The 25,555-nt window shown below is 68.6% G+C and carries 24 protein-coding genes; 8 read left to right on the top strand and 16 right to left on the bottom strand.

The features are described from left to right. The first annotated feature begins 163 nt into the window (after nucleotides 1–163). Nucleotides 164–1,030 carry an AraC family transcriptional regulator gene (locus tag ACQY39_RS07015; RefSeq protein WP_428504720.1) on the top strand — a complete coding sequence of 289 codons (867 nt, stop codon included), beginning with the start codon at nucleotides 164–166 and terminating at the stop codon, nucleotides 1,028–1,030. On the opposite strand, the gene ACQY39_RS07010 is transcribed toward ACQY39_RS07015, so the two are convergent. From ACQY39_RS07010 to ACQY39_RS06975, 8 genes are all read right to left on the bottom strand, one after another. Next, nucleotides 933–2,453, bottom strand: a complete 1,521-nt coding sequence (locus ACQY39_RS07010) for a PepSY domain-containing protein (RefSeq protein ID WP_428504718.1) — start codon at nucleotides 2,451–2,453, stop codon at nucleotides 933–935. The genes ACQY39_RS07015 and ACQY39_RS07010 overlap by 98 nt on opposite strands. A 167-nt stretch (nucleotides 2,454–2,620) precedes the next feature. Beyond that, the gene (locus ACQY39_RS07005) at nucleotides 2,621–4,807 is read right to left on the bottom strand and encodes a TonB-dependent receptor (RefSeq protein WP_428504716.1); all 2,187 of its coding nucleotides are present in this window, start codon (nucleotides 4,805–4,807) and stop codon (nucleotides 2,621–2,623) included. 64 nt (nucleotides 4,808–4,871) lie between these two features. After that, nucleotides 4,872–5,078, bottom strand: coding sequence for a hypothetical protein (locus ACQY39_RS07000; RefSeq protein WP_428504714.1), 207 nt, complete (start codon nucleotides 5,076–5,078; stop codon nucleotides 4,872–4,874). Nucleotides 5,079–5,296: 218 nt separating this feature from the next. Further along, a complete protein-coding gene (locus tag ACQY39_RS06995) occupies nucleotides 5,297–5,698 on the bottom strand; it encodes a DUF2946 domain-containing protein (RefSeq protein ID WP_428504712.1) in 402 nt (133 codons plus the stop codon). Between the two features lie 38 nt (nucleotides 5,699–5,736). Continuing rightward, nucleotides 5,737–6,291: a DsbA family protein gene (locus tag ACQY39_RS06990; protein ID WP_428504710.1), complete on the bottom strand. Its 555-nt coding sequence runs from the start codon at nucleotides 6,289–6,291 to the stop codon at nucleotides 5,737–5,739. Further along, nucleotides 6,288–6,542, bottom strand: coding sequence for a hypothetical protein (locus ACQY39_RS06985; protein ID WP_428504708.1), 255 nt, complete (start codon nucleotides 6,540–6,542; stop codon nucleotides 6,288–6,290). Before ACQY39_RS06985 ends, ACQY39_RS06990 begins: the two co-directional genes overlap by 4 nt. Before the next feature lie 19 nt (nucleotides 6,543–6,561). Beyond that, on the bottom strand, nucleotides 6,562–7,038 hold the full coding sequence (locus ACQY39_RS06980; protein WP_428504706.1) for a hypothetical protein: 477 nt from the start codon (nucleotides 7,036–7,038) through the stop codon (nucleotides 6,562–6,564). A 106-nt stretch (nucleotides 7,039–7,144) separates the two neighbouring features. Further along, nucleotides 7,145–7,639: a hypothetical protein gene (locus ACQY39_RS06975; RefSeq protein WP_428504704.1), complete on the bottom strand. Its 495-nt coding sequence runs from the start codon at nucleotides 7,637–7,639 to the stop codon at nucleotides 7,145–7,147. Nucleotides 7,640–7,918: 279 nt separating this feature from the next. Between ACQY39_RS06975 and ACQY39_RS06970 the strand changes: the two genes are divergently transcribed. Together ACQY39_RS06970 and ACQY39_RS06965 are read left to right on the top strand one after the other, a co-directional pair. Then, the gene (locus tag ACQY39_RS06970; RefSeq protein WP_428504702.1) at nucleotides 7,919–10,504 is read left to right on the top strand and encodes a chemotaxis protein CheB; all 2,586 of its coding nucleotides are present in this window, start codon (nucleotides 7,919–7,921) and stop codon (nucleotides 10,502–10,504) included. 68 nt (nucleotides 10,505–10,572) lie between these two features. Then, entirely contained in the window at nucleotides 10,573–11,196 is a 624-nt protein-coding gene (locus ACQY39_RS06965) for a PAS domain-containing protein (RefSeq protein WP_428504700.1), read from the top strand. Here ACQY39_RS06965 and ACQY39_RS06960 read toward each other — a convergent pair. From ACQY39_RS06960 to ACQY39_RS06950, 3 genes are read right to left on the bottom strand one after another with little or no spacing between them, the layout of a single operon-like run. Next, entirely contained in the window at nucleotides 11,178–12,110 is a 933-nt protein-coding gene (locus ACQY39_RS06960) for a class I SAM-dependent methyltransferase (protein ID WP_428504698.1), read from the bottom strand. The genes ACQY39_RS06965 and ACQY39_RS06960 overlap by 19 nt on opposite strands. A gap of 36 nt (nucleotides 12,111–12,146) precedes the next feature. Continuing rightward, on the bottom strand, nucleotides 12,147–12,485 hold the full coding sequence (locus ACQY39_RS06955) for a hypothetical protein (RefSeq protein ID WP_428504696.1): 339 nt from the start codon (nucleotides 12,483–12,485) through the stop codon (nucleotides 12,147–12,149). Between the two features lie 31 nt (nucleotides 12,486–12,516). Further along, the gene (locus tag ACQY39_RS06950) at nucleotides 12,517–12,684 is read right to left on the bottom strand and encodes a DUF2256 domain-containing protein (protein ID WP_428504694.1); all 168 of its coding nucleotides are present in this window, start codon (nucleotides 12,682–12,684) and stop codon (nucleotides 12,517–12,519) included. 250 nt (nucleotides 12,685–12,934) lie between these two features. Here ACQY39_RS06950 and ACQY39_RS06945 point away from each other — a divergent pair, with 250 nt between their 5' ends. After that, a complete protein-coding gene (locus tag ACQY39_RS06945; protein WP_428504692.1) occupies nucleotides 12,935–13,213 on the top strand; it encodes a hypothetical protein in 279 nt (92 codons plus the stop codon). Nucleotides 13,214–13,223: 10 nt separating this feature from the next. Here ACQY39_RS06945 and ACQY39_RS06940 read toward each other — a convergent pair whose 3' ends face one another. Continuing rightward, complete coding sequence (locus tag ACQY39_RS06940; RefSeq protein WP_428504690.1) at nucleotides 13,224–13,670, bottom strand: hypothetical protein; 447 nt, start codon at nucleotides 13,668–13,670, stop codon at nucleotides 13,224–13,226. A 311-nt stretch (nucleotides 13,671–13,981) separates the two neighbouring features. On the opposite strand from ACQY39_RS06940, the gene ACQY39_RS06935 reads away from it, so the two are divergent. The 3 genes from ACQY39_RS06935 to ACQY39_RS06925 all read left to right on the top strand — a co-directional run bounded on the left by ACQY39_RS06935 (nucleotide 13,982) and on the right by ACQY39_RS06925 (nucleotide 17,887). Further along, complete coding sequence (locus ACQY39_RS06935) at nucleotides 13,982–14,785, top strand: response regulator transcription factor (RefSeq protein WP_428504688.1); 804 nt, start codon at nucleotides 13,982–13,984, stop codon at nucleotides 14,783–14,785. Then, on the top strand, nucleotides 14,766–16,079 hold the full coding sequence (locus tag ACQY39_RS06930) for an ATP-binding protein (protein ID WP_428504686.1): 1,314 nt from the start codon (nucleotides 14,766–14,768) through the stop codon (nucleotides 16,077–16,079). Before ACQY39_RS06935 ends, ACQY39_RS06930 begins: the two co-directional genes overlap by 20 nt. 137 nt (nucleotides 16,080–16,216) lie before the next feature. Next, complete coding sequence (locus tag ACQY39_RS06925; protein ID WP_428504684.1) at nucleotides 16,217–17,887, top strand: serine hydrolase domain-containing protein; 1,671 nt, start codon at nucleotides 16,217–16,219, stop codon at nucleotides 17,885–17,887. On the opposite strand, the gene ACQY39_RS06920 is transcribed toward ACQY39_RS06925, so the two are convergent. Further along, entirely contained in the window at nucleotides 17,868–18,908 is a 1,041-nt protein-coding gene (locus ACQY39_RS06920) for an AraC family transcriptional regulator (RefSeq protein ID WP_428504683.1), read from the bottom strand. The two genes, ACQY39_RS06925 and ACQY39_RS06920, sit on opposite strands and share 20 nt — an antisense overlap. A 135-nt stretch (nucleotides 18,909–19,043) precedes the next feature. On the opposite strand from ACQY39_RS06920, the gene ACQY39_RS06915 reads away from it, so the two are divergent. Beyond that, the gene (locus tag ACQY39_RS06915; protein ID WP_428504681.1) at nucleotides 19,044–21,260 is read left to right on the top strand and encodes a fatty acid desaturase; all 2,217 of its coding nucleotides are present in this window, start codon (nucleotides 19,044–19,046) and stop codon (nucleotides 21,258–21,260) included. Here ACQY39_RS06915 and gloA2 read toward each other — a convergent pair. From gloA2 to ACQY39_RS06900, 3 genes are all read right to left on the bottom strand, one after another. Beyond that, nucleotides 21,252–21,656 carry an SMU1112c/YaeR family gloxylase I-like metalloprotein gene (gene gloA2 / locus ACQY39_RS06910; RefSeq protein ID WP_428504679.1) on the bottom strand — a complete coding sequence of 135 codons (405 nt, stop codon included), beginning with the start codon at nucleotides 21,654–21,656 and terminating at the stop codon, nucleotides 21,252–21,254. The genes ACQY39_RS06915 and gloA2 overlap by 9 nt on opposite strands. Nucleotides 21,657–21,743: 87 nt before the next feature. Further along, a complete protein-coding gene (locus ACQY39_RS06905; protein WP_428504677.1) occupies nucleotides 21,744–23,009 on the bottom strand; it encodes a sugar MFS transporter in 1,266 nt (421 codons plus the stop codon). 67 nt (nucleotides 23,010–23,076) lie between these two features. Then, nucleotides 23,077–25,551, bottom strand: a complete 2,475-nt coding sequence (locus ACQY39_RS06900; RefSeq protein WP_428504675.1) for a GH92 family glycosyl hydrolase — start codon at nucleotides 25,549–25,551, stop codon at nucleotides 23,077–23,079. Between the last annotated feature and the right edge of the window lie 4 nt (nucleotides 25,552–25,555).

Here is a 25,555-nt window from a genome sequence, read left to right as displayed (position 1 = left end):
TGCGGGTTTGGCTGACTGGGTTTGCGCAAGCACCGGGCTGCTGCCCGTAGCCAGCGCGGCGACCCAGAGGATAGAGGTAAAGAGATGCAGAGGCTTCATGGCAAGATGAACTTTCTTCTAAGCTGATTCGGAGCGGATCCGTCCGGCCGCCATTGAACCCGCCATGCCCCAAGACCGGATTGGAAAAACACGACACGAGGCACTGCATCCCCTGAGCACCTCGCCGCGCGGCGTGCTGCACCGCGTGCCGGTCGGCGAGTTCGAACACCAACGCCTGGCGCCGCCCGAGGACCTGGCCGACTGGATTGAGCATATCTGGCGTGTGCGCTGGAATCTCGAAGGCCTGCCGCCGCAGCTGCAAGAGACCCTGCCCCATCCGCATGTGCACCTGGTGCTGGAGCCCGGTGCCGAGGCGGTCTGGGGCGTACACAGCCGACGCTGGTCGCGCGAGCTGAGCGGGCGTTCGCTGGCCCTCGGCATCAAGTTCAGGCCCGGCGCCTTCCGCCCCTGGCTGGGCGGCCCGGTGTCGGCCTTGAGCGACCGCGCTCTACCCCTGCAAGAACTGTTCGGGCCTGAGTCCCTGGCATTGCGTGCGGCGCTGGAGATCGACGCGCTGGCCGAAGCGGCCACGCCCGTCTTGGACTTTCTGCGCGCCCGCCTGCCCGCGCCCGACCCGCAGGCGCTGCTGGCCGGCCGCATCGTCGACAGCGTGGCCGCCGACCTGAGCCTGCACAGCGCCGAAGCGCTGGCCGCGCGTTGGAGCTTGAGTCTGCGCTCGCTGCAGCGCCTGTTTGCGGAGTACGTCGGCGTCGGGCCGAAATGGGTGATCCAGCGCTACCGCCTGCACGAGGCCGTGGTCCGCGTGCAGGCCGGCGAGGCAGTCTCCTGGGCGGCGCTGGCGCAGGATTTAGGCTTCTTCGACCAGGCGCATTTCAGCGCCGCATTTCAGCGCCTGATTGGCCAAACGCCGGGCGGCTACGCCCGGGCTCATGCCGGCGCAGCCGTCGCCAGCCCAGCACCACACCGCTGAGGCTCAAGCCCAGGCCTGCCAGGCTGAAGCCCAACATCCAGCCATCCCACAAGGGGCGGGTGTTCAGCAAGGGCGGCAGGTCGAAGCTGTGCAGGAAGGCGAACAACCAGCGCTCCGTCCGCTGCCGGCTGCTGCTCAGCTGCACGATGCTGCCGCTGGCCGGGTCGATCACCACCCAGTGCGACTGCGGGTCGTCAAAGCGCAGGCGCAGCACCGGCAAGGGGCGATCGCGCTGGCCGGTCATGGTGTGGGGCTCGCGGCTGTAGTAGTAGGCGTCGTAGCGCTGCAGCCACTCCTGCTCGACGATGCGGGCCTGAGGCAGCAGGCGCGCCGCTGCCTCGCGCAGCGCCTCTTCGCTCAAGGGCAGCCGGCGCTCACCGGTCGAATCCACCGCAAAGCTGGCCGCGCCAGTCTGCACCAGCACCTGCATCTCGCCGGCCACACGGCGCCATTCGAGCTGGCGCGCGGGCTGGCCCTCGCTGGCCAGGCGGCGCAGCAGCGCGCCGACATCGCCCGCCTGATCGGCCCGCAGCGGCCCGCCGGCATAGGCGGCCCGGTCGGGCTTGGGTCCAGGGGCCTCGAACACCTTCCAGGGGTTCATGGAGAACAAGCCGCTGAGCACCCAGGTCAGGGCCAGCACGCCGCCGCCCAGGCCCAGGATGTGGTGCCAGCGGGCGAAGCCCTCGCGATAGGGCGAGCGCGAGCCGCTCTTGTAGCGGCCCTTGAAGCGCCAACGCCACACGCCCACCACCAGGCCGCTCAGGCCCAGCACGCCGCCGGAGATGGACAGCCAGATGACGATGTCGGTCCACCAGGCATCCAGCGCGCCGCCACGGAAGATGTAAAGCCAATGCAGCCAGGCGCCCAGCCAGCCCCAGCTGCGCTCGGTGAAGCTGGCGTCACGCACCACCTCGCCGGTGGCGCCGCTGACGTACAACCAGCGCTGCGCCTCATCGGCCACCGCCACGCGGTAGAGCGGGCGGTGCGGGTCCATGGCTTTGGAGTGGGTCCAGGCGTCTTCCTCCACCCGCGCCAGCAGCTCTGCCGGCGCCTCCTGCGCAAAGTGGCGCGCAGCCGCCAGCGCCTGATCCGCGCTGACGCTCGCAATGCGCTGACCGCTGCGCGCATCCACGGCCACCAGGCGCTTGCCGCGCCCATCGCTGAAGATGTAGCGCGGCTGGCCGGCCACACTGCTCAGGCGCCACTGGCTGGCGCCCTCCAGGCCCGAGGCCTGCAAGGCCTGCGCCACCGGCACGCAGCAGCCCTGCCCGTCCAGCGCCGGCAGACCTTGCAGCTGCTCAGCCGGCGTCAGCTTGGGGTAGCCGACGTAGAGCATGACCATGCCGGACAGGAACCACAGCGCCATCACCAAGCAGAGCGCAATGCCGGCCCAGCGGTGCAGCAGGTAAAGAATGCGTTTCATCTCAGTTCACCATGTCTTCTACAGCGGGCCGAGCGCCGGGCCGCTCCCAAGCCGGCCCGTCAGAGAGGTGCCTGCGGCTCTGGGCCGCCGGCACCTCTGTCCCCTCGGGGGACCGACACGGTGTATCCGCGTTCAGCGGGTGACACCGGGGCGAGGGGCCCAAGTTTTTAGAAGCGCCAATCCAGCGCAGCGCTCAGGCTGCGCGGCGCGCCCAAGTACGGCAAGTCGCTGCCCAGGCTGGCGACATAGCGTCGATCCGTGACGTTGTCGACTCGCAGGCGCGCCGTCAGCTGCGGCGTGATGCTCAGTTGCGCCCCCAGACCCAGCAGTTGGTAGGCCTCGTCCCAAATCGTGTTGGCGCTGTTGGCATAGCGCTTGCCCACATATCGCCAATCGGCCGACAGGGTCAGGGCCGCATTCGCGCGCCAATCGGCGCTCAGGCCCAGGATCACATCGGGCACATTGGCCGGGCGATTGCCGGCACGCGAGGTCGGCGTCGTGCCCACGTTCTCGACGAAGCGATCAAAACGGGCGCGGGTGTAGCTGGCCTGGCCAGCCAGGGTCCAGGCGCTGCTGGCGCGCCAGCGCGCATTCAGCTCCAGGCCCTGGCTGCTTTGCGCGCCCACGGGAATGACCTTGGTCCGGTCATTGGGGTCGGTGATGGACAGGTTCTTGCGCGTGATGTCGTAGACCGCCAGCGTGGCCCAGCCACGGCCCTGGTCGAAGCTGAGCTTGCTGCCCAGCTCGAACTGGCGGCCACGCGTGAGCTCGAAGTCACGCAAGGCATTGAAGCCGGCCGTGGCCAGCACACCGGACGGCGGATCGGCCGCGGTGCTGGCCTGGGCGTACACCTGCCAGTCCTTGGACAGGTCCTTGACCAGGCCCAGGCGACCGGTCAGGGGCTTGAAGCGGGCCTGGAACAGGGCCGGGTTGGTGGCGGTGACCGTGCGATGGTTGCGTACGTCGAGGCTGATGCGGTCCAGGCGCAGCGCGCTCACCAGCGCCCAGCCCTCGCCCAGCTCGGTGCGGTTTTCGGCGAAGGCCGCCACGGTGTGCAGCAGATTGGTGGCGCCGGGCGTGTAAACGCGGCTGACCCCGGGGGTCTGCAGGAAATAGCTGTCACGCGGCGTGTAAGGGCTGGTGACATCGAAGGGGCCGTTGACCGAGAGCGGGAAACGGGTCTGGCGGTTGTAGCTCCAGTCCCATCCGGCGGCAAAGTCAGAGCGGTGGCCGGCGATCTGGCTGCGGTGACTCAACTCCATGCGGCTGCCCCAGACCTGCTGGTCGTGGCGCTGCAGCAAGGCGCTGGAACGCTCGACCTGGCTGTTGTTCTGCACGAACTTGTAGACCTCGACGTTGTCGTAATCGCGCAGTGCGTCGTAGTGATAGAAGGTGTGGCGCAGCGCGGTCTGCTCGCTCAAACGCCAGTCCAGCATGGAGCGCGCCCAGCTGACATCCTGCTCATAACGGCCATCGACCGCGTTGTAGTTGACGCCGAAGGTGGCCGGGTCCAGGCGGAAAGCGCCGCTGACGGTGCCGTCCGCCGCGCGCAGCATGGGCGTGCCCCAGTAGGGCTGCAGCACCTTCTCATGCTGGCGCTCCAGGGCCAGGGTGTGGGTGATGTTGGCACCCAGCGGGGCCAGCCAGGAGGCGGCGGCCTGCCAGGCGCTGCGGTCGCGGCCCTGGGTCCAGAGTGCACCTTCGCTGCGGTTCAACTCCACGCGCAAGACCTGACCCTCGGCGCCCAAAGCCTTGAGATCGCGCTGCAGGCTGGCGGCCGCCTGGGCCCGGTCGCCCTGGGCCAGGTAGAGACGGCTGATGTCACCGCTGCGGTCGGCCGTCTTGGTGATGACGTTGAGCGTGCCGCCCACGGCGCCCGAGCCATTCAGAAAGCTGGACGGGCCACCGATGGCCTCCACGCGCTCGACGATCCAGCTGTCCACCGGGCGGGCGGCGATGGCGTCGTACTGCACGCTGATGCCGTTGTAGAGCTGGGCCAGCGAGCCCGAGCCGAAGCCACGGTAGAACACGCTGCCGGCCGAACCCGGGGGGTCGGAGAAGACCACGCCGGGCACGCTTTTGAGGATCTCCTGCGTGTTGCTGGCACCGCGCATCTCGATGGCCTCGCGGTCGATCACGGTGACGCTGGCCGGTGTCTCCTTGAGGCTCAGGGCCAGGCGCGAGCTGCTGCCGCTGGGGCCCTCGAGCGCCGGGCTGGTGGCCGCACCGCTGACGCTGACACGGCCCAGTTGTTGAGCTTCAGGAGGCGCCGTCTGGGCACCCGCATCAAGGGCCAGCAAGGAGCAGGAAGAAACGGCCAGGACGGCCCGTGCAATAGGGTTCAAGGAATACATCGGGAGAACACTCAGTCAAGGAACAAAAAAAGGATGGGCACGACCGGGCCAGCCCGGCCGGCGCTCAGAGGCTGCGGTCCGTGGGCAGGTTTGCTGGGGCCGAGCAGTGGCAGGGCTGGAGCGTGCTCGCTGGCAGGCGCTCGGGCCGGGCGGCGCCGGTCAAGGTCAGCGCGGCGCCGGCCGCTGCGGCCAAGACCACGGCAAAGCCGAGCATGGCGCGCAGGGCGGCATCCAGCTCTTGCCCGTAGGCATCGGTGTGATCGAGCCTCATGTCAGACCTCCGTTGCGCAACAGAAGCCAGGCGGCGCAGGCCAGGGTGGCACCGATATTGAAATGCGTCATGGCGCGCAGGGCGCGTTCGATCCAGGGCATGGGAGAACTCCAGTGCGGCGGGGCCGGTGCCTGCTGACAGGCCACCGACGGGCGCGCGAAAACCAACAAAGGCGCACAGCGACGCGCTTCAGCGTCAGCCGTGGCAGGCGGTCTGGGTCAGGAGTTCAGTGGGGGTGCGCGGGGCTGGGCGCTGGCCCAGGCGAACAGGGTTCGCGGCGCCTGCAGAAACAGCGTCGGCACGGTCTGGCCGAGCTCGGGGAGCTGCAGTTCACACACAGGCGCCGGAGGCGGCGCCAGATCGTCGCTGTGCATCGCACAGAAAGGGCAGTGCTTGTAGGTGTGGCCTTGCGAGGACTCGGGCTGCGAGCCGTCCGACAGGTCCGAGCCCATATCCGACAAACGCACCAGCTTGGCGCCGGTGACCGAGCAGATCTCGGCCCAGCCAGCCGGTACATCGGCCTGCACCGCATGCGAGATCACCGGGGCGAGCGCGCTCAGCAGGATCGCGAAACTCGCGATCCAGGAGACCATCACTCGAATGCCGGGGCTGACACGCATCCGCGCATTCTAGTCGTGCTGCCGCATGCCTTTTTGGCTCAGCGCATGCGAGCAGCCATGGCCGCACGCACCGCGTGGCGCAAGCCGTCCAGGCCTTGCGACACATCGATCAGCAAATCATCGAGCAGCAAGGCCGGCGTGCTCTGCAGCTGCAGGGCGTGGCCGGCGGCGCGGTGCTCTTGCACGCGCTGGGTGTAGATGCGATCGGCCATTTCGCCCCGGAAGCGCAGCATGTCCAGGCCGAGGGCCTTGGCATGTTGCTCCAGGTCCGCCATGCTCAGACGCGGCGGCGGGCTGTAGAGCGAGCGATGCATCAGCCAGAAATGGCCTTGCGCGGCGGCCGCTTCGGCGGCCTCGGCCGCCAGTTCCGCCTGCGGATGCAGTTCCACCCAAGGGTAGTGGCGGTAGACAAAACGCAGGCCGGGGCCGATGTCGTCGAGCAGCAATTGCAAGCCCGGCTGCAGGCGCTGGCAGGCCGGGCATTGGTAATCGCCGTATTGCAGCAGGGTGACGGGGGAATGGGCATCGCCCTGACTGTGTTCCAGCGCCGGCATACCGCTGCGCGGCGCGGCCAGTACGCGAGCGGGGCTCATGACAGGCCTCGCAAGGGTTGAGGCTCCACGGCACCGCCGTCCGGCGACCAACGGATGGCCGCGCTGAGCAGATAGCGCTGGAAGTCACTGAGAGGCATGGCGGTCGCTCCGTGGCTCGCCCCGTCCACCCAACTCAAGGTGGCATCCTGCGCGCCCTGCTCCACTTCGCACAGCCCCGGGCGTATCAGCATGCTGGCGCCATCGCCCTCGCGGTACTCCACCCGGCCTTCAATCACAGCAGTCCTGCTCATGGTGACACCTCGCGAATCTTCAGATCAGCTCTTCGACAATCCAGGCGCGGTAATGCACGGCCAGACTGGCGCCGCCCTCACGGGCGATGGCCGCCACCACGGCCGCCTGTTCGACGCCATCGACCTTGATCAAGAGCCAGCGATAGCCCTGCTCGGCCAGGCTCAGGTAGCGGCGCAGCAAGGTGATCTCGTAGCCGAAACCGGCCAGCGGGCCGGCCTGCTCGACCAGCGCCGCCAACTCGGCCACGGTCTCTTGCGGCGTGAAATGCAAGAGCCCCTCGGCCGGCCAGCCGGCATGGTGGAAGGTGAGCACCAAGGCCTCGGCATCCTGCTGCGTGGGCAGGCCCAGCATCACATGGCCAACCGGGTTGAACACCCCGAAGGAGCTGGGCAGCGAGGATTGGGACATGGTGTCGCTCCACTCGGCGCGCGGCGCACTGCGCGGCCCGGCGGGGCGGGCCTGGAAGGCTGGGCCCATCGATTCAACAACACTCATGTCTGCCCCTTGCTCGGGGCGGAACGCCGCCCCTTTGCAGGGCATCATGCGAGCCGACGCAGCGGCCGGCTGTTCGCCAGCGCACGCAGCGTGGCTGGAGTTCGACTCAGTGCAGCTCGAGGGCCAGCTCGACGTCGCGCAAGCGCCAACCCTGCTGCCACAAGGCTTGCACAGCCTGACGCTGCGCGGCCTGCAGCAGGGCAGCCGGACGCTGCCCGGGTCGAGCCCAAACCGGTTCGCTCAGCCACTGCAAGCCGCTAGCGGCGGCAGGGCGCAACAGCGCCAGGCGCCAGGCCTGCTGCAGGCCATGGCCCTGGCCTTCATCGGCCAGCACACCGCACCAGTCCGAAGCCTGCAGGCCCAAAGCGGCACGCAGGATCTGCGCCGGCGTGGCCGAGCGCGGCAGCGTGGCCTGCAGCTGACCTTGCGGGCTCAGCAAATGCTGGCGCGCGGCCACCGGCCGGGTCGGGAAGGAAAGCGGGGAAGCCTGGGCAGGCTGAGCGTCAGACGCCAGATCTGCGGGCCGGCCGGTGCGAGCGGCGCTGCTGGTACGGGGGCTGCGACGGGTCAGCCAGCGGTCAAAAGAAGCGAGACCTTGCATGATGAATTGAAAACTCCGAGAGCCCTGAAACCGGCGTTTGCCGGCCCAGGGCATCTCGGAGCCGCAACGCTTTAGCCGTATTTGATAGCCCGCCCGCAAGTAGTTGGTAAATCGGCGGTGACCCGGTTTGCACCAAGTCGGCTTGTATTCTAGCCGCAGCTTGCGGCAGCTTCGGCGGCAGAAATGCGCGCTTTTCCGGATTGCTGGCGCAACAGGCCCCAGGCGCCCGCGCAGCCGGTGCCTGCGCGACGCCCCGGCCCCGCCCCCCCATAATCCGGCATGCCCACGCCCGCCCCTCCCTGCCCGCCCCCTCACGAGAGCCCGGGCGCCGGGCCGGCCATGGTGGCGCTGGGCGCCTCGGCCGGCGGCTTGGTCGCCCTGCAAGACTTTCTGGCCCAGGTGCCGGCGAACAGCGGCCTGGTCTATCTGGTGGTCCAGCATCTCGACCCCGATCACAAGCCCATGCTGGCCCAGCTGCTGCAGCGCGTCACCGCCCTGCCGGTCCAGGACGCCAGCGACGGCCTGAGTCCGCGTGCCGATGCGGTCTATGTGATTCCGCCCAATGCCGAGCTGACCGTGGCCGGCGGCCTGCTGCGCCTGGCACCGCCGGCCCAGCCCCGCGGTCAGCGCCTGCCCATCGACCTGCTGCTGTCCATGGCCGAAGATCTCGGTGCGCGCGCTTGCGGCGTGCTGCTATCGGGCATGGGCATCGACGGCAGCCTGGGCCTGCAGGCCCTGCGCGCCAGCGGCGGGCTGACCCTGGCGCAGACGCCGGAAAACGCACAGTTCGACTCCATGCCGCGAAGCGCCATCGCCAGCGGCTGCGTCGACATCGTCGCACCCGCCCATGAACTGCCGGAACGCCTGCTGCAAGCGCTGGCCCAGCGCGCGCAAGCGAAGCGCCAGGCCACAGCACCCGACAGCTCGGTGAACGCGCCAGAGGGCGAGGCGCTGCTCGATGAGGACGCCGCCTTGCCGGCCATCGTCGGACTGCTGCGTGCGCATTGCAAACACGACCTCTCGGACTACAAGCCCAGCACCCTGGGCCGGCGCATCCAGCGCCGCATGGGCGTGCACGGCCTGGCCACAGCATCGGCCTATGCCGAGTTCCTGCGCCAGAACCCGCAGGAGTTGGACCTGCTGTTCAAAGAGATGCTGATCGGCGTGACCCAGTTCTTCCGCGACCCCGACACCTGGTTGGAGCTGGCGCAGAAGGTCTTGCCGACCTTGCTCGAGCGCAGCGAACCAGGCAGCCGCCTGCGCGCCTGGGTGGTCGGCTGTTCGACCGGCGAGGAGGCTTACAGCCTGGCCATCCTGTTCCAGGAAGCGCTGGCGCAGCGACCCGAACACCAAGGCCTCAGCCTGCAGATCTTCGCCAGCGACCTCAGCGGCGACGCCATCGCCCTGGCCCGGCGCGGCTTCTACCCGGCCAAGATCGCCGGCGATATGGACCCCGCGCTGTTGGCGCGTTACTTCAGCCCCCAAGCGGACGGCTACCTGATCAACAAGCAGATCCGCGAGATGGTGCTGTTCGCCCAGCACGATGTGATCCAGGACCCGCCCTTCACCAAGCTGGACCTGCTCTCCTGCCGCAACCTGATGATCTATTTCAACGCCGGCCTGCAGCGCCGGCTGCTGCCGTTGTTCAGCTACAGCCTGCGCCCCGGCGGCGCGCTGCTGCTGGGCGCGGCCGAGACCGTCGGTAGCGCCCAGGCCTTGTTCACGCCGCTGAGCTTGAAATCCAGGATCTTCTGGCGCAGCGGCCTGGCCGTGGGCGCCAGCACGGTGGACTTCCCCATCAACCCGCGCGCCCAGCCCAATCGCCCTCCCAAGGAGTTCCCCGTGTCCCAATCGGCCGTCCCGTCCACCCAGCTGCAGGCCCATGCCGAACAAGCCTTGCTGCAGGAGTTCTCGCCCGCCGCGGTGCTGGTCAATGCGCAGGGCGATGTGGTCTTCATCAACGGCCGGGTCGGCCGCTTCCTGGAGCCCGCGGCGGGCAAGGCCAACTGGAACATCCATGTCATGGCCCACCCGGCCATCCGCAGCCAGTTGGCCGCGGCGCTGCGTCAGCTCTTGCAGGACAGGAATGGCAGCATTGAACTGCCCGGCTTGGAGCTGGACCCGCCCTCGCCGACCCGCCTGGAGCTGACCCTCAAGTACATGCGCGAGCCGAGTTCGCTGGCTGGCATGGTGATGGTGGTGTTCCGCGAACGGGCCGCGCCGACGCGCAGCCGGCGCAAGGCCAGCAGCGCCGCCGATGCCGGCGCCATCGCCGACCTGGAACGCTGCCGCGAAGAGATCCATGCCCTGCGCCAGGAAATGGGCGCGGCCGCGGAGGAGCTCCAGGCGGCCAATGAGGAACTGCAGTCCACCAACGAGGAGCTGCAATCGGCCAATGAGGAGCTGACCACATCCAAGGAAGAATCGCAGTCCATGAACGAGGAGCTGCAGACCCTGAACGGAGAACTGCAGACCAAGCTCGACGACCTGGCCCTGGCGCAGAGCGATATGCAGAACCTGCTCAACAGCACCGACATCGCCACCTTGTTCCTGGACAGCCAACTCCATGTGCGGCGCTACACCGATCAGATCACGCGCATCGTGCACCTGCGCCCCAGCGATGTCGGCCGGCCCTTGACCGATCTGGCCAGCACCCTGATCTACCCCGAGCTGCATGCCGACGCGCAGGAAACCCTGCGCAGCCTGAGCTTCAGTGAAAAAGAGATCCACACCACCGACGGACTGTGCTTCCAGGTGCGCATCAAGCCCTACCGAACGCTCTCCAATGTGATCCAAGGCGTGGTCATCACCCTGATCGACATCACCGCCGCCAAAGCGCTGGAAGCGCGCCTGCGCAAGGCCTGAACGGCGAGGCGGCGACCCGCGCTGCACTCGCTCCCCACGTTTTTCTCCCACTCACTCCCGGAGCCGCCATGACCCCAGCCGCCACCGCCCTCGACCCCAACGGCAAGCTGCGTCTGCGCGCCCAGGCCCAGCTGCGGGCCGCCCCGGGTTTGCCGCCGGCGCGCAGCACCGCCGAGGCCTTGGCCGTGCTCTACCGCTTGGCGGCCTCGCCGGCCACCGCAGGCGACGCCCTGGCCTTGCTCCATGAGCTGCAAGTGCACCAGGTGGAGCTGGAACTGCAGCAGGAGGAATTGCAGCGCACCCAGATCGAGCTTGAGCAAGCCCTGCAGCGCCAGATCGAACGCCTGGAGCGCGCGCCGCTGGGCTGCCTCAGCCTCGACGCCAGCGGCCGGATCACCGAGCTCAACAGCGCCGCCGCACATCTGCTCGGCGCAGCGGTTGCCACCTTGTGGGGCCGCACGCTGAGCAGCCTTCTGACGCCATCCGGAGCGCAAGCACTGCAAGCCTTGCTGCTGCAGGTCGGCGCCGCGGGCCCGGCCCCCGCCGAGGTCTGCGTTCTGGAGCTCTTGCCGAGCCCAGGCCAAGCGAGCCAGGTCTTGCATGCCAGTGCCTCGGCGGATCAGCCACCCGGCCATTGGCTGCTGGCCCTGCTGGCCCCGCCCGAGACAGCGCTTCAGTCGCCGCGGCGGTAGAGCAAGACCTTGAGCGAGCGGTCCTCGTCCACATCGGCGAAGGCCGGTGGATTGGCCAGGCGCTGCACCAGGCTCAGCTCGGGCGCCAGCTCGGCCATCTGATCCTGCAAGAAGGCGACGCCGAGCTTGGGCGTGTTCAGGCACAGCAGGGCATGGCCGCCGGGCAGCAGCAGCTCGGGCAGGCGCCGCATCAGACGCGCATAGTCCTTGCTCGCGACAAAGCTGCCCTTCTGGTAGCTCGGCGGGTCGAGGATGATCAGGCCATAGGGCCCGCTGCGGCCGATCTTGCCCCAGGAATTGAAGATGTCGTGAGCCAGAAAGCTGGCGCCGGACTTGAGGCCGTTGAGCGCATGGTTCTGCCGCCCGGTCGCCAGGGCACCGGCGCTCATGTCGACATTGACCACCTGGCCAGCGCCGGCCTGCAAGGCCACCACCGAGAAGGCGCAGCTGTAGGCGAACAGATTGAGCACGCGGAGCCGCTCGGGCTGGGCCAGGCCGGCGACATGCTCACGCACCCAACGCCGACCCTCGGCCATGTCCAGGAACAGGCCATGGTTCTGCCCCTTGAGCACATGGACCCGGTAGCGCGCGCCCTGCTCGCTGACTTCATGCGGCTCAGGCACGGCGCCGGCCATCAGCCGCGTCTCCAGCTGCCCTTCATGGCGGCATTGGTAGACCCAGTTGAGGGCCTGGCCGGGCGCGAGAGCCGCCACGCGTTCGGCCAGGGCCGCGTGCACAGCGGCCAGCTCGGCCTCGCTGGCCGGCGCAAAGCTGGTCAGCACAAAGACCGGCGGGAACAGGTCGAGCGACCATTGCTCGCAGCCGGGGTGGAGGCCGCCACGGCCATGGAAGAGGCGCAGGGCCTCGCTGGACAGAGAAGCCATCTGCGCGATGGCGTGAAGGAGCGCTTGCATGGGCGGCATTCTCGCCGCCCAAGGCCGGTTCGGCCCTCAGTCTTGGGGGCGCAGGCCTGGGCCTTCGGGCAGCGGGTAGGCATCGGCCACATAAGCCGGGCCCTTCATGACCCTGACGATGAAGCAGCCCAGGGCCAAGGCGATCCACAAGCTCCAGTGCAACATGATGAAGCCGAGCAAGCCATACATCCACAGGCTCAGCGCCCGTTCAGCCCCAGCGCCTGCCTCCATATGCGTGGCCATCCACAGGCAAGCACAAGCCAGCAATGGCAGAGCCGTGCCCCAGAGCAGCAGACCGGGCAGGCGCCGCCAGATGCGTTGCTCGAGGCCAGGGGCAGCCCGCTGGAAACCGGGGAGCTTCTGAAACAAGGGCATGGAGTTCTCCTGATGCATCGCCCAGCCCTTGTCAGCCGGCTTTGGGCGCGGCACGCCTGCAGCGCTCAGAGCAGTACTTGACCTCGTCCCAGTTCTTGGCCCAGCTGCGCCGCCAGCTCATGGGGCGGCCGCAGGCCACACAAGGCTTGCTGGGCAGCGCCGCCTTGTTGCCGCGAAAGCCGGTCGGATGTGCGCTCATGGTGGGGGACAGGTCTTGCCATTCATACGCAGCACGATACGCCAATGCGGGGCGCGGCGAATGCCCACCGGCTACCGGCAACGCGATCGGTGCGGTCTTTCGGACAGCACCGGACCGGCCGGGCACCGGGAATAGTGCCTCGGCCCACTGTGCCATATCGCACAGATCGAAAGCAGCCCGAGCGCTACCGTCCGCTCTAGTCTCACCACGAACCGCCCCGTCATGTGCCGGTCACAAGAGGAGTCTCACCATGACATACGCAGGCAAGAACGACGCTTTCACTGAGCATGCCGCCTGGCATTGCCCCCGCTGCCACGGTGTGGTTCACCGCATCAGCCGGCGCAGCATGGATCGCTTGCTGAGCCTGTTCAGCCCCGTCTGGCGCTACCGCTGCCGGGATCGCCGCTGCGAGTGGGAAGGTCGCGTGCGGGTCAGCCGCATGGGCGAACGGCAGCGCCATTGCGATGTGCTGGCGCCGTTCCCGCAACGCAATGTCGAACTGCCGGAGCTGCGCAAGACCTGGCGCTGATGCCGGCCGCCTACTTGGTCGACCGATCTGACTCGCTCAGCGGGACCGTGCCGCCCGCCCCAGGCACCCAGCCAGAAAATCGGATGTTCACGACATAACGCTGAGGCGCCCCGCCATGGCATTCGAGCGAGCTCAGGGCCAGGCGCACCGGGCTGTGATAACGCGGCGCACCGGTGACCGAAATCGGGCGCACGCGCCCACCCGCATCAACCTCAAATTCGGCCCGCAGCTCGGCCTCGCGGTCTATGCGCTGCATGCTGCTGGCCAGCAGCTCGGGCAACTGCTCGCGCGCCGCCGGACAGGCGGCAGCACCGGGCGCCACGGCCGCATGGGCCGTGAACGGCGCCGCCAGCAGGGCCAGAACCAAGGCGGCCGGCGCGGCGTGGGCGACGGCGTGGGCGACGGCGTGGGCGACGGCGTGGGCAAGGGGGAACGCGAATGGATTGAGGTGCTTCATGGAAGACTCCTTGGGCGACGCCGACTGCCAATGAAATTTCGAGTCGGAGCGGCCAAGTTACGCAGCCATGCACCACGCGTCTGCCCGCTTTGGACGAAGCCCGCGTTTGCAGCGACGAAGCGACAAACGGCGAGGACAGCCGGGCACTGCGGCCCTGACCGAGCCTGGGCAGGGCGGGGGGCGGAAGTCGTGTGCAGCGGGCCGGCAGTCGGCGCAGGCCTGGCCGCGCATGGGGCGGCGGCCTATTGCGTCAGCGCCGTCACAATCATGGCCAAAATGTCGCACAGCCGGGGCGGTCTGGCCGCCGCTGGATGACTTACGATCCGCGCCCCAGCCCGCATTCCCTGCGCTCGGCCCCGAGCCGCCTCAAGATGTCCAAGACCGAAGTACTCATCGTGGATGACGACGCCGAACTGGCCGGCATGCTGGTGCAGCTGCTGCAAGCCGAAGGCTGGGCCGTGAAGAGCGTGCTGAGTGCCGAGCAGGCCGAGCGCAGCCTGGCGGCGGAGCTGCCGCAGCTGGTGCTGCTCGACGTCATGCTGCCCGACGCCAGCGGCATGGACCTCTGCCGCCGCTGGCGCAGCGCTCACCCAGCGCTCGGCATCTTGATGCTGACCGCGCGCGGCGACCCTTTCGACCGGGTGCTCGGGCTGGAACTGGGCGCCGACGACTACCTGCCCAAGCCCTTCGAGAAGCGCGAGCTGGTGGCGCGCGTGCGCGCCTTGCTGCGCCGCCAGCAGCCCGCCCCGGCGCCAGCGCCGGCCCAGACCGAGCTGCAGTTCGGCAGCCTGAGCGTGAATCTGGTGAGCCGGGAACTGCGGGTGAATGGCTTGGAAGTGCCTCTGACTGGCATCGAGTTCAAGCTGCTGCTGGTGCTGGCACGGACACCGGGCCAGGCGGTGTCGCGCCAGCAGCTCAGTGATGCCGTGCAGGCCAGCGCCTACCGGCCGCAGGACCGCACGGTCGATGTCCAGGTCGGCCGGCTGAGGCGGCGCCTGGCCCAGGCTCTGCCGGGCCGTGACTGGATCGAGACCGTGCGCGGCGAGGGCTATGCATTTGTGCCGCGGGAGGCGGCAGAAGGCGACGCACCGGCCGATGATTCCAAAACGCTTTGACTCCCTGTTCCTGCGCCTGCTGCTGGCGCAGGTGCTGCTGGTGGGCTCGGCCTTGCTGGTGTTCGGCGCGCTGCTGGTGGTGGAGCGCAATCAGCTGATGGCGCCGCAATATGCACACATGCTGGCGCCAAAGCTGGCACTGGCCGCGCGCATGCCGGCCGACGCCCGCATGCCGGCTTACGGCGTGGTCGAGGGCATACGCCGCCATGCCTCCCTGCCGGAGGGGTTCAAGCTGAACGTGAGCACCATGCCCGCCGTGCTCGATTTTTCCCGCGAGCTGCAGTTGCAGGGCGTCACCGCCGATGAGGTCTGGATCAGCCTCCAGGGCACGCAATCGACCTTGTGGGTGCATGCCAAGGTCGAGGGCGCCGAGCCCGTCTGGTTGAGCGGCTATGCACCGAGCCTGTTTCCACACTGGGCGCCGCGCATGACCGTGGCCGTCCTGCTGCTGAGCGCGGTGCTGGCCCTGGTCAGTCGCAGCATTGCCCGCCGCATCACCCGCCCGCTGTCCCAGCTGCAGGAGCGCATGCATGCCCATGCACATGCCGGCATCCAAGGATCGGAGGGGCCCAGCACCTTGCTGACCAGCCAGGCGCCGCCCGAGCTGATCGAGATCGACCGGGCCTACCGTCTGCTGGCCGAGCGCTTGCAGCGCAATGAGCGCGAGCGCGCGCTGCTGCTGGCGGGGGTCTCCCATGACCTGCGCAGCCCGCTGAGCCGCATCCGGCTGGCCGCCGAGATGCTGCCGGAAACGGCCGAGAACGCGCTTGGAGTCTCGGCCATCACCCGCAATGTCGACAATGCGGACCGCCTCACGGCCAGCTTCATCGAGTTCATACGCGCCGGTGTCGTCGAGCTCAGCGAGCAGGTCGATCTGGCCGCGGCGGCGCGCCGTGCCGTGGCTGCTTTCGACCGGCCGGAGGCGGAGCTGGCCCTGCGCGCGCCACCCAGCTTGTGCCTGCAGAATGCCCACGGGCTGCTGGTTGAGCGCCTGATCATCAACCTGGTCGACAACGCGCTCAAACATGGTCGGCCACCAGTCCTGGTGGAGATCCGGCAAGACGCCGAGTCGGCCCTGCTGATCGTCAGCGACCATGGCCCGGGCCTGCCGCAAGACGGCGGCAAACACCTGCTGGAGGCCTTCGCGCGCGGCGACGCCAGCCGCAATCTGCCGGGCTTCGGCCTGGGCCTGGCCATTGCGCAGCAAACCGTGCTGCGTTTGCAGGGCGAGCTGAGCTTCGATCGCCCGGACGGGCGGCACCAGATTCAGGTGCGCGTGCCACTCTGCCGCTAGGCGAGTCAGGCCCTGATCCCTGCTGCGCCCCGGACCGGTGCCGTCCGTCATGGCGCTCATGCAGCCTGTCGCATGCATCGACCCAGCGTGAGTGATGTCGGCAAGAATCGCGGCTTGCTCGACTTCAGGCCTGCCCCATGTTGCCACTGCCCTTGCGCCATGCGCTGAATTCCGGCGCTATTGCCAGCGCTATTGCCGCCTCCTTGCTGACCCCTCTGGCCGCGTTCGCGCAAGCCCTGCCCGACGCAGCCGCGGTCAGTCGATTCACGCAGGAACTGCTGGACCGCGAGAACATCACCCCCCAGGGGCCGGGCGTGGCCGTGCTGGTGGCCCGCGGCGATCAGCTGCTGGTGCAAACCGCGCGCGGCGCGGCCAGCCTGGAGCTGGGTGTGCCTCTGGGTCCGGAGCAGCGCTTCCGCCTGGGTTCGGTGACCAAGCAGTTCGCCGCGGCCTTGTTGCTCAAGCTGGTGGACGAGGGCCGGGCCAAGCTGGACGATCCCCTGTCCAAATACCTGCCCCAGTACCCCAATGGCCAGGCCATCACCCTGAGCATGCTGCTGAACCACACCGGTGGCATGAAGAGCTACACCGGCATCGCCGGCTATATGGGGAACCCGGTCCGGCGCGACCTGAGCACGGCCGAGCTGGTCAAGGAATTCCAGGACCAGCCGGTCGACTTCGCGCCGGGCAGCGCCTGGGCCTACAACAACTCGGGCTATGTGCTGGTCGGGGCGGTCATCGAGGCCATCACCGGCAAGCCCTGGTGGGAAGGCTTGAGTGCCCTGAAGACGCCGGTGTTCTACCCCGCGCCTGAACGCCTGATCCCCGGCCACGTGGCCGGCTACACCCGCGGCGAAGGCGGCAAATTTGCGCCGGCCGGCCTGATCAGCATGAGCCAGCCGCACGCGGCCGGCGCCCTGGTCGGCGATCTGCAGTCGCTGTGGCGCTGGAACCAGCTGCTGCACGAGGGCGCCTTCCTGAAGCCCACCAGCTACCTGCGCATGACCACGCCCGAAGGCGCGGCGGTGGCCTCCAAATACGGCTACGGCCTGACCATCGACAGCCTGCGCGGCGAACGCCTGATTCAGCACGGCGGCGGCATCCATGGCTTCAGCTCGATGCTGCAATACCTGCCGGCCCAGCGCATCACCGTGGCCCTGCTGCGCAATGCCGACGGCGGCATGAACCTCGATGCCATCGCTCGCCAACTGGCCGCTTTTGCCGCCGGCAAGCCCTTCCCCAAACCCGCGACCGTCACGCTGGCCCCGACACAGCTCAAGGCCTTCGAGGGCGTCTACACCCAAGGCAAGGACAGCCGCAGGCTGCGTGTCGTGGACGGCGCGCTGACCAGCCAGCGCAACGGTGGCACCGTACAGGCACTCGCCCCGGTCGGCCCGACGCGCTTCATCGCCACGTCCGGCCCGGCACAGATCGCCTTCGAGCGCGACGCCGAGCACAGGATCAGCGGTCTGCGCTTCTTCGCGGAAGGCGACGGTGAAGGCGAGCTGTGGACGCGCAACGGCGATCTGCCGCAGCGGGCCGATCTGGTGCTCAGCGAGGCCCAGAAACAAGCGCTGCTGGGCGAGTACCTGAGCCCGCAGTTTCGGATCAAGGTCTATCTGGGCGAGCAAGGCCAGCTGATGGGGCAGGCGCCCGGTCAGCCGGCCCTGGTGCTGAAGGCCGCCGGACCGCGCGAGCTCTACACCACCACGGTCGACGCCACCCTGCTGTTCGAGCCCGCCGACGGTCAGGCCGCCAGCGCCACCCTGGTGCAAGGCCCGGCGCGCATCACGATGCAGCGCCAGTGAAGCCAGCGCGGCAAGCGGCACGGTAGTCAGTGGGCGACATGCCTTGCCAGCGCCGGAAGGCGCGGCGGAAATTGGCGAGGTCGGTGTAGCCCAGTGCGAACGCCACCTCCTGCACGCTCAGCTGGCCGCGCTGCAGATGCTCGATCGCCAGCCGGTGGCGCAGCTCGTCGCTGATCTCCCGGAAGCTGCGGCCTTCGTCCAGCAGGCGGCGGTGCAAGGTGCGCGGCCCCAGGTGCAGCTGGCGCGCCACCCGGCTCAGCGAGGGCGGCGTGCCACTCGCCTCCAGCAGCAGGCGCTGCACGCGCGCCGTGGTGCTTTGCTGTGGCGCGAGGCGGCGCAGCTCGGCCTCGCACAAGTGCTCGGCCTGCGCAAACGCGGCCGCATCGGCGGCGCTCAGCGGCACATCGGCCTGCGCCAGCGGCAGGGCCAGGCCGCTCCAGGCGCAGTTCCAGCTCAGCTCGCAGCGCAGCAGCTGCTGCGCAAAATCAGCGTAAGCCGGCGCCGGCAGCGCGAAGGCAGCGCGGCTGATCACGGCGCGGCCCGGAGCCCCCGCCTCCAGCGCATGCTTCAGCGCCAGGATCACCGCCTCCAGCACCGGCCGGCGGATGCGGCCCAGGGCCACAGGCTCCAGGATCACCAAGCGCAACTCCTGCCGATGCACCTTCACGGCCAAAGACACCAGCGAGGTGCGCAAGCCGATGTAACGCACCAGCAGCTCGATCACCTGGCGCAGCGTCGCCCCGCTCATGGCCGCAAAGCCCAGCACGCCCAGGGTGTTCACGCGCAGCCGCTCGCCGACCAGCAAGCCCAGGGCGGGCTCGCGCGTGAGCGCCAGGGCGCCGTCGATCAAGCGGGTCAGGGCATCCATGGGCAGCTCGGGCAAGGCTCCCTCCAGCTGCTCGAGCCGCAAGCCGCCTTGCGCCAACCAGGCCGCCACATCGCCACCGACCGCCGCCACATGGTCGGCGATCTGGCGGATGTAGAGCGACTGCAGCTGGATGTTCGGCGAGGGCGGCGTCATGCGGCGAACTCTAGCCCGGATCGCCCTATGTCAAAAAATGACCTCCGATTGTCAAAGCGCGACCTGTGCAGAGGGCGCCAGAGTTTCTAGCATCGAGGCACAAGCCGCAGACCCTGCGCGCAGACTGCACCCGCCATGTCCTCAAGAGAAGCCCACAGCGCCCTGATCAATGCGCAGCGGATCCGCGTCGCTGGCGACGAGACCTTGCTGCAAGCCGCCCTGCGCGAGGGGCTGGACTTCCCCAACAGCTGCCGGGTCGGCGGCTGCGCCAGCTGCAAATGCCGGCTGCTTGAAGGCCAGGTCGAGCAGCGCCGCGACACCAGCTATCTGCTCAGCGACGCGGAGCTGGACGCCGGCATGATCCTGGCGTGCCAGAGCCGGCCGCTCAGCGATGTGCGCATCGCCGTGGACCTGCCGCAAACAGCAGCATCACGGCCGTTCCAGGTCAGCGGCACCATCATCGGCCAGCAGCGTCTGACGGCCGACATCACCCGGCTGCGCGTGCAGCTGCACAGCCCGCTGCCCTACCAGGCCGGGCAATACGCCGCGCTCACGCTGAACAGCCTGCCCGGCGTGCGCCGCAACTACTCCTTCGCCGAGCCCTGCAGCCCGGACAACAGCGTCGAGTTCTTCGTGCGCCAGTTGCCGGGCGGCGCGTTCTCAAGCCGGGTCCACGGGCAGGACCTGCGCGGCGAAACGCTGCAGCTCGAAGGCCCGCTGGGCGACTTCACCCTGCGCGCCTCGGACACCGCACCCTTGCTGATGGTGGCCGCCGGCAGCGGCTTGGCGCCCGTGCTGGCCATCCTGAAAGACGCCCTCGCCCAAGGCCTGCGCCGGCCCGCCCACCTGCTCTTCGGGGCCCGCAGCGCCAGCGACTTGTACGCACTGGACGAGATCGAAGCCCTGGCCCGGCAATGGCCGGCCGAGTTCCGCTTCGTGCCCGTGCTGTCCGGAGCGGACCCCGACAGCACCTGGCAGGGCGCGCGCGGCCATGTCACCGACTTGCTGGCCGAGCACCTGAGCGCAGGCGCCCAGGCCTACCTCTGCGGCCCCCCGGCCATGGTCGATGCGGCGCAGAGCCGCTTGCTCGAGCTGGGACTGCCGGCCGATCAGATCCATGCCGACCGCTTCATCAGCGGGCATGAATCGCCGGCGCCTAGCGGCAAACCCGCACCGCTGCCGCGCCAGCCCGCGCATCCGCTGGACTACCTGAAGTTCGCCCTCTTCCATGGCGTCGGCCTGAGCTCAGCGGCCGCGCTGGCGGCGGGCGGCGCCTGGATCAGCGCCTGCCTGCTGGCCGTGCTGCTGCTCTACACGGTGGGCGACGCCCTGTGTGGCGACGACCTCCGCACGCCCGAGTACCGCCACCCCGGCCTGCTGACCCTGCAACTCTGGCTGGCCTTGCCGCTCTTGATGTTGATCGTGTTCATCGCCGTCTGGGGCGTGTCCAACGGCGACCCCCTGGGCTTTGGCGCCTGGGCCAGCGCCTGGAGCGGGCACGACCTGCTGGCCGCGCGCGCGGCCACCGCCTGGGGCCACCATGTCTCGGCCTTTGTCCTCACCGGCTTGCTGATCGGCCTGGTGGGCACCATCACGGCCCATGAGCTGACCCACCGCAGCTGGGACCCGATTTCGATGCTGCTGGGCCGATGGTTGCTGGCCTTCAGCTTCGACACCGTGTTTTCCATCGAGCATGTCTACGGCCACCACCGCTATGTCGCCACGCTGGAGGACCCGGCAACGGCGCCGCGCGGGCGCAACGTTTACCGCCACATCCTGAGCTCCACGATCAAGGGCAATGTCAGCGCCTGGAAGATCGAGCGGCGCAGCCTGCGCCGCCGCGGCCGGCCAGTGTTCGGCCTGCATAACGCGGTGATTCGCGGGCATCTGATGAGCCTGGGCCTGGTGCTGCTGGCCTGGGGCTTGGGTGGCGCGGCCGCGGCGGGCTTCTTCGTGCTGTGCGCGCTCTGGGGCAAGGCGCTGCTGGAGATCGTCAACTATATGGAGCACTACGGCATCGTGCGCGACCCCGCCACGCCGGTGCAGCCGCACCACTCCTGGAACACCAACAAGCGCATCAGCTCCTGGTCGATGTTCAATCTGAGCCGCCACTCGCACCACCATGCCCAGGGCGAAGTGCCTTTCCACGCCCTGCAACCCTACCCCGAGGCGCCCACCATGATCAGCGGCTACCTCAGCACCATCGTCGTGGCCCTGATCCCGCCGCTCTGGCACCACTTGATGGCGCCGAAGTTGCAGCATTGGGACCGCCACTACGCCACAGCGGCGGAACGTGAGCTGGCGCGCCAGGCGGAGGCCAAGGCCAAGCTCGGCCCGCTGGCCTCAGCCTGAGCGCGCGCCGTTCGCCTGCTCGTACAACTCCAGCGGCAGGCCATCGGGGTCGGCGAAGAAGACGAAGCGGCGCTCAGTGTAGGGGTCCAGCCGGATCGCCTCGACGGCGATGCCCTGCGCCTGCAGCGCAGCCCGGCAGGCCTCGATGTCTTCCACCTCGAAGGCCAGATGGCGCAGGCCCTGCGCCTCCGGGTAGGACGGGCGCGGCGGCGCGCCCGGCATGGAGAACAGCTCGATCTGGCCTCCGTCGGGCAAGGCCAGATTGAGCTTGTAGGACTGGCGCTCCGGGCGGAAGTTCTCGGCCAGCACGCGCAGGCCGAGGCACTCGGTATAGAAGCGCTTCGAGACCGGGTAGTCCGAGCAAATGATGGCCACATGGTGGATACGCTTCAACACGGCAAACACCCCATCCTCACCCATTCACCATTCACCATTCACCATTCACCATTCACCATTCACCTGTTCACCTGTTCACCCACTCACTCACTTCCCCCCATACATCGCCGCATACTTGGCGCCGAAGTAAAGGATGAAGACATAGCAAGCCGCGGGCAGCAGGAAAGACAGTTGCACGCCCATGGCGTCGGCCATGGCGCCTTGTGCGAACGGCACCAGGGCACCGCCGACGATGGCCATGCACAGAATGCCCGAGCCCTGGCCGGTGTGCTTGCCCAGGCCGTTCAGCGCCATGCTGAAGATGGTCGGGAACATGATGGAGTTGCACAGGCCCACGGCCAGGATGGCCCACATGGCCACGCTGCCTTTGCCGAACACGGCCGCCAGTACCAGGGCGATGGCCGCCAGCGAGTTGAAGGCCAGGGTCTTGCCCGGGCTGACCGTGCGCATCACTGCAAAGCCAATGAAGCGGCCGACCATGGCGCCACCCCAGTAGACGCTGACGTAGGTGGCCGCGTCGGCATGCGACAGGCCGGCGATATGAGCTTCGCCCAGGAAGTTGACCAGGAAGCTGCCGATGCTGACTTCCGCGCCGACATACAGAAAGATACCGATCGCGCCCAGCACCAGGGGCCGATGCGCCCAAACCGAGCCTTGGCTCTGGCTGCGGCTCTGCACGGTTTCATCGTCCACGATCTTGGGCAGTTTGGCGGCCCAGAACAGCACGGCCAGCAAGGCCAGCGCGCCGGCCAGCGCCAGATAGGGGCCGCGCACGGTCGCCGCATCGGCCGCCGTGCCGATGGCCGCGCCGGCCGCCGTCAGAATCAGCATGCCGCCCACGGCCGGGCCGATGGTGGTGCCCAGGGAATTGAAGGCCTGGGTCAGCGTCAGCCGGCTGGAGGCCGTGCGCGGCGGGCCGAGCACGGTCACATAGGGGTTGGCCGCGACCTGCAGCACGGTGATACCAGAAGCCAGCACGAAGAAGGCGAACAGGAACAGTCCATAACCGCCAAAAGAAGCGGGGTAGAACAGCAAGCAGCCCATGGCGGCAATCAAGAGGCCGGCCACGGCGCCTTTCTGGTAACCGATGCGCCGAATCAGCGCACCCGCCGGCAGCGAGACGATGAAGTAGGCGCCGAAGAAGCAGAACTGCACCAGCATGGCCTCGACATAGCTGAGCGTGTAAATGGCCTTGAGGTGCGGGATCAGCACGTCGTTCAGCGAGGTGATCAAGCCCCACATGAAGAACAGCAGGGTGACGATGACGAGGGCACTGGTGTGCCCCTCGGCCCGCGCCCCGCCGCCATCGGCCTGCGGCGCGCCCGGCGCCGTGTGGTGTGCCATGTTTGCCATGTGCTTTGTCTCCAGTTGTGTTTCTAAGTTGTTCGTGAACAAGGTCGGCGGGCTGCGGGGCAGGCCCTCAGTGCGCCAAGCCGGCTGGTGCATGCGGCAGGTCGCGCGCCCGGGTGCCCCAACCTTGTGGGTCGGGCTGCGGGCTCAGCTTGAAGCTCAGGGTAGCACCCGACTGCAGGGCTTCCCATGAGAGCCATACCGGATGGTGTGCGCGACCCGCCCAGTTGACGGACTCCACAAAGCGCCGCTCGCCCGGCTTCGCCTCCGGCGCTTCGATGCGCAGGGTGCGTCCCGTACCCAGGTCGATCTCGGCGCGGGCGAAGCGCGGCGCATGCAGCAAAAAGCGGCCGCTGCCCGGCATGTCGGGGTAAAGCCCCAGGGCGCTGAACAGATACCAGGCCGACATGGTGCCCAGATCGTCATTGCCGGTCACGCCGTTGGGCGCGTTGCCGAACAGGGTCTCGGCGGCGCGCAACACGGTGGCCGTCTTCCAGGGCTGGCCGATCAGGGTGTAGACCCAGGGCGCATGCAGATCGGGCTCGTTGTTGGGGTTGTATCGGAACTGGCTGTAATAGCTGTAGGGCCCCACCACCCAGGACTTGCGCACCGCGGCCGCCGGGTCGGCGAGCAGGGCTGGGTAGTCGAAGAAGTGGTCAAGGCGCTGCGCTGCCTGGGGCTGGCCGCCCATGGCCGCGACCAGGCCGGGGATGTCCTGCGGCACCAGCCATTGGTATTGCCAGGCCGTGCCCTCGTGGAAGCCGCGCTCGGAGCGCGGGTCATAGCCGCCATTGAGCTCGGTGAACCAGCTGCCGTCCGGCCGGCGCGGGCGCGGGAAGCCGCGCTGACTGGTGGCCGCGTCAAGCACGCTTTCGTCCCAGATGCGGCGCCAGTTCAGGGCGCGCTGGGCCAGCAGCTTGGCATCCTGCTTGTGGCCCAGGGCCTGCGCCATCTGGGCCAAGGCGCCATCGGCCAGGGCGTACTCCAGCGTCGACGAGGCGCCGTGGTGCGGGTCCACATCCATGCCTTTGGAGACAAAGCCGCGGTCGTACTGCACAAAGCCTTGGCTCAGATAGCTGGGGTTGCCCGCCCGGCCCTGCGCGCGGAGGCGGTGCGGCGGCACGCCAAAGGCGTTTTCACGCAGGGCGGCATAGGCCTCACGTTCGCGGCCCTTGAGCGCGCCCAGGCGCCACAGGTCCACCAGGAAGGGCGTCACCGGGTCGCCCGTCATGATATTGGTCTCGAAGTTGGCATAGCCCCAGCGCGGCAGCCAGCCGCCCTGCTCGCGGATTTTCAGCACCGAGTAGGCGATGTCGCGCGCGCGCTCCGGGCGCAACAGCGCCAGGAGTTGGTTCTGCGTGCGGTAGGTGTCCCAGAGCGAGAAGAACTCGTAGTAGGTCCAGTCCTTGCCTTGGTGCTTGGCGGTGTGGACGCCGTCGTCATAGCCACGGTAGCGGCCGTCGGCATCGCTGCCGGTCAGGGGCTGCAAGAGCGAGTGGTACAGCGCGGTGTAGAACACGGTGCGGTCGTCCACGCTGCCGCCTTCGATGCGCACGCTGCTCAGCTCGCGCTGCCAGTTGGCCTCGGCCCTGGCACGCATGGCGTCGAAGCTCAGCGGCTCGCCGCCCGGGGCCAGGCCCTCGGCGCGCAGATTGATGCGGGCACCTTCGGCATCGACATGCGAGATGGCGCTGACCGCCGTCACCGCCGACTTGCCGCCTTGCAGATCAAAGCTCAGCCAAGCGCCGTGGGGGCGCGCTTCGCCTTGGTGGCTGGGGCCCTTGGCGCCCGGCCAGGCGCCGGCGCCGTCCCAGATGCCATGGGCCACAAAGGGCCGGTCGAAGACCATGCGGAACCAGGTGGTGTACTGAGCGCCGCCGCAAAAACTCTTGGTCGTGATCTTGCCTTCGATGCTGCGCTGATCGTCCCCCACGCGCAGCTCGCTGCCGACCACCGAGTGCTTCTCGTTGGCCTGGCCGAGGTTGACCAGCACATGGCCGGTGGGCGCGCCGGCGGCAAAGCTGTAGCGCTCGGCCGCCGCGCGGGTCAGGGCCGTGGCTTCGGCGGTGATGCCGCCGTAGCTGGTCAGCTGAACCTTGTAGTAACCTGCCTGGCCCACTTCGCCCGCATGCGTGTACTCGGCGGCGTAGCGCTTGTGATCGAAGCTGCCGACCTTGGCCGTGTCGAAATCACCGCCCGGGGCGATGCGCCCCGTGACCGGCAACACCGAGAGCTGCCCACCCTGCTCCCAACAGCCCGCGCCTGACAGATAGGAATGGCCGAAGCCGCGGATGCGCGTGTCGTTGTAGCGCCAACCGGCGTAATGCTCACCGGTCGGGCTGACCTGGATCATGCCGAAGGGCGCCGACGCACCGGGGAAGGTGTTGCCGTCGTCCTGGGTGCCGATGAAGGTGTTGACCGGCATGCTGCCCGCGCTGAGCGGGGCCGCCTCGGCCTGCGGCACGGTCGCTGGCAGCAGGTAGAAACCGGCCAGCAAGCCCAGCGTCGCAAGGCCGCGGGTTCTGAGGGGGTGGAAGGTGGCCATCTGT

Origin of the sequence: Roseateles sp. (assembly GCF_965262435.1) — a bacterium.
In the GTDB taxonomy this organism is placed as follows: domain Bacteria; phylum Pseudomonadota; class Gammaproteobacteria; order Burkholderiales; family Burkholderiaceae_C; genus Paucibacter_A.
This window is presented reverse-complemented; position numbering and strand designations above follow the sequence as displayed.

Bases quoted from the DNA above. Each gene is read 5' to 3' on its own strand.
- ACQY39_RS07015 (WP_428504720.1), top strand. From the start codon at position 164: ATGCCCCAAGACCGGATTGGAAAAACACGACACGAGGCACTGCATCCC.
- ACQY39_RS07010 (WP_428504718.1), bottom strand. From the start codon at position 2,453: ATGAAACGCATTCTTTACCTGCTGCACCGCTGGGCCGGCATTGCGCTC.
- ACQY39_RS07005 (WP_428504716.1), bottom strand. From the start codon at position 4,807: ATGTATTCCTTGAACCCTATTGCACGGGCCGTCCTGGCCGTTTCTTCC.
- ACQY39_RS07000 (WP_428504714.1), bottom strand. From the start codon at position 5,078: ATGAGGCTCGATCACACCGATGCCTACGGGCAAGAGCTGGATGCCGCC.
- ACQY39_RS06995 (WP_428504712.1), bottom strand. From the start codon at position 5,698: ATGCGTGTCAGCCCCGGCATTCGAGTGATGGTCTCCTGGATCGCGAGT.
- ACQY39_RS06990 (WP_428504710.1), bottom strand. From the start codon at position 6,291: ATGAGCCCCGCTCGCGTACTGGCCGCGCCGCGCAGCGGTATGCCGGCG.
- ACQY39_RS06985 (WP_428504708.1), bottom strand. From the start codon at position 6,542: ATGAGCAGGACTGCTGTGATTGAAGGCCGGGTGGAGTACCGCGAGGGC.
- ACQY39_RS06980 (WP_428504706.1), bottom strand. From the start codon at position 7,038: ATGAGTGTTGTTGAATCGATGGGCCCAGCCTTCCAGGCCCGCCCCGCC.
- ACQY39_RS06975 (WP_428504704.1), bottom strand. From the start codon at position 7,639: ATGCAAGGTCTCGCTTCTTTTGACCGCTGGCTGACCCGTCGCAGCCCC.
- ACQY39_RS06970 (WP_428504702.1), top strand. From the start codon at position 7,919: ATGCCCACGCCCGCCCCTCCCTGCCCGCCCCCTCACGAGAGCCCGGGC.
- ACQY39_RS06965 (WP_428504700.1), top strand. From the start codon at position 10,573: ATGACCCCAGCCGCCACCGCCCTCGACCCCAACGGCAAGCTGCGTCTG.
- ACQY39_RS06960 (WP_428504698.1), bottom strand. From the start codon at position 12,110: ATGCAAGCGCTCCTTCACGCCATCGCGCAGATGGCTTCTCTGTCCAGC.
- ACQY39_RS06955 (WP_428504696.1), bottom strand. From the start codon at position 12,485: ATGCCCTTGTTTCAGAAGCTCCCCGGTTTCCAGCGGGCTGCCCCTGGC.
- ACQY39_RS06950 (WP_428504694.1), bottom strand. From the start codon at position 12,684: ATGAGCGCACATCCGACCGGCTTTCGCGGCAACAAGGCGGCGCTGCCC.
- ACQY39_RS06945 (WP_428504692.1), top strand. From the start codon at position 12,935: ATGACATACGCAGGCAAGAACGACGCTTTCACTGAGCATGCCGCCTGG.
- ACQY39_RS06940 (WP_428504690.1), bottom strand. From the start codon at position 13,670: ATGAAGCACCTCAATCCATTCGCGTTCCCCCTTGCCCACGCCGTCGCC.
- ACQY39_RS06935 (WP_428504688.1), top strand. From the start codon at position 13,982: ATGACTTACGATCCGCGCCCCAGCCCGCATTCCCTGCGCTCGGCCCCG.
- ACQY39_RS06930 (WP_428504686.1), top strand. From the start codon at position 14,766: ATGATTCCAAAACGCTTTGACTCCCTGTTCCTGCGCCTGCTGCTGGCG.
- ACQY39_RS06925 (WP_428504684.1), top strand. From the start codon at position 16,217: ATGTTGCCACTGCCCTTGCGCCATGCGCTGAATTCCGGCGCTATTGCC.
- ACQY39_RS06920 (WP_428504683.1), bottom strand. From the start codon at position 18,908: ATGACGCCGCCCTCGCCGAACATCCAGCTGCAGTCGCTCTACATCCGC.
- ACQY39_RS06915 (WP_428504681.1), top strand. From the start codon at position 19,044: ATGTCCTCAAGAGAAGCCCACAGCGCCCTGATCAATGCGCAGCGGATC.
- ACQY39_RS06905 (WP_428504677.1), bottom strand. From the start codon at position 23,009: ATGGCAAACATGGCACACCACACGGCGCCGGGCGCGCCGCAGGCCGAT.
- ACQY39_RS06900 (WP_428504675.1), bottom strand. From the start codon at position 25,551: ATGGCCACCTTCCACCCCCTCAGAACCCGCGGCCTTGCGACGCTGGGC.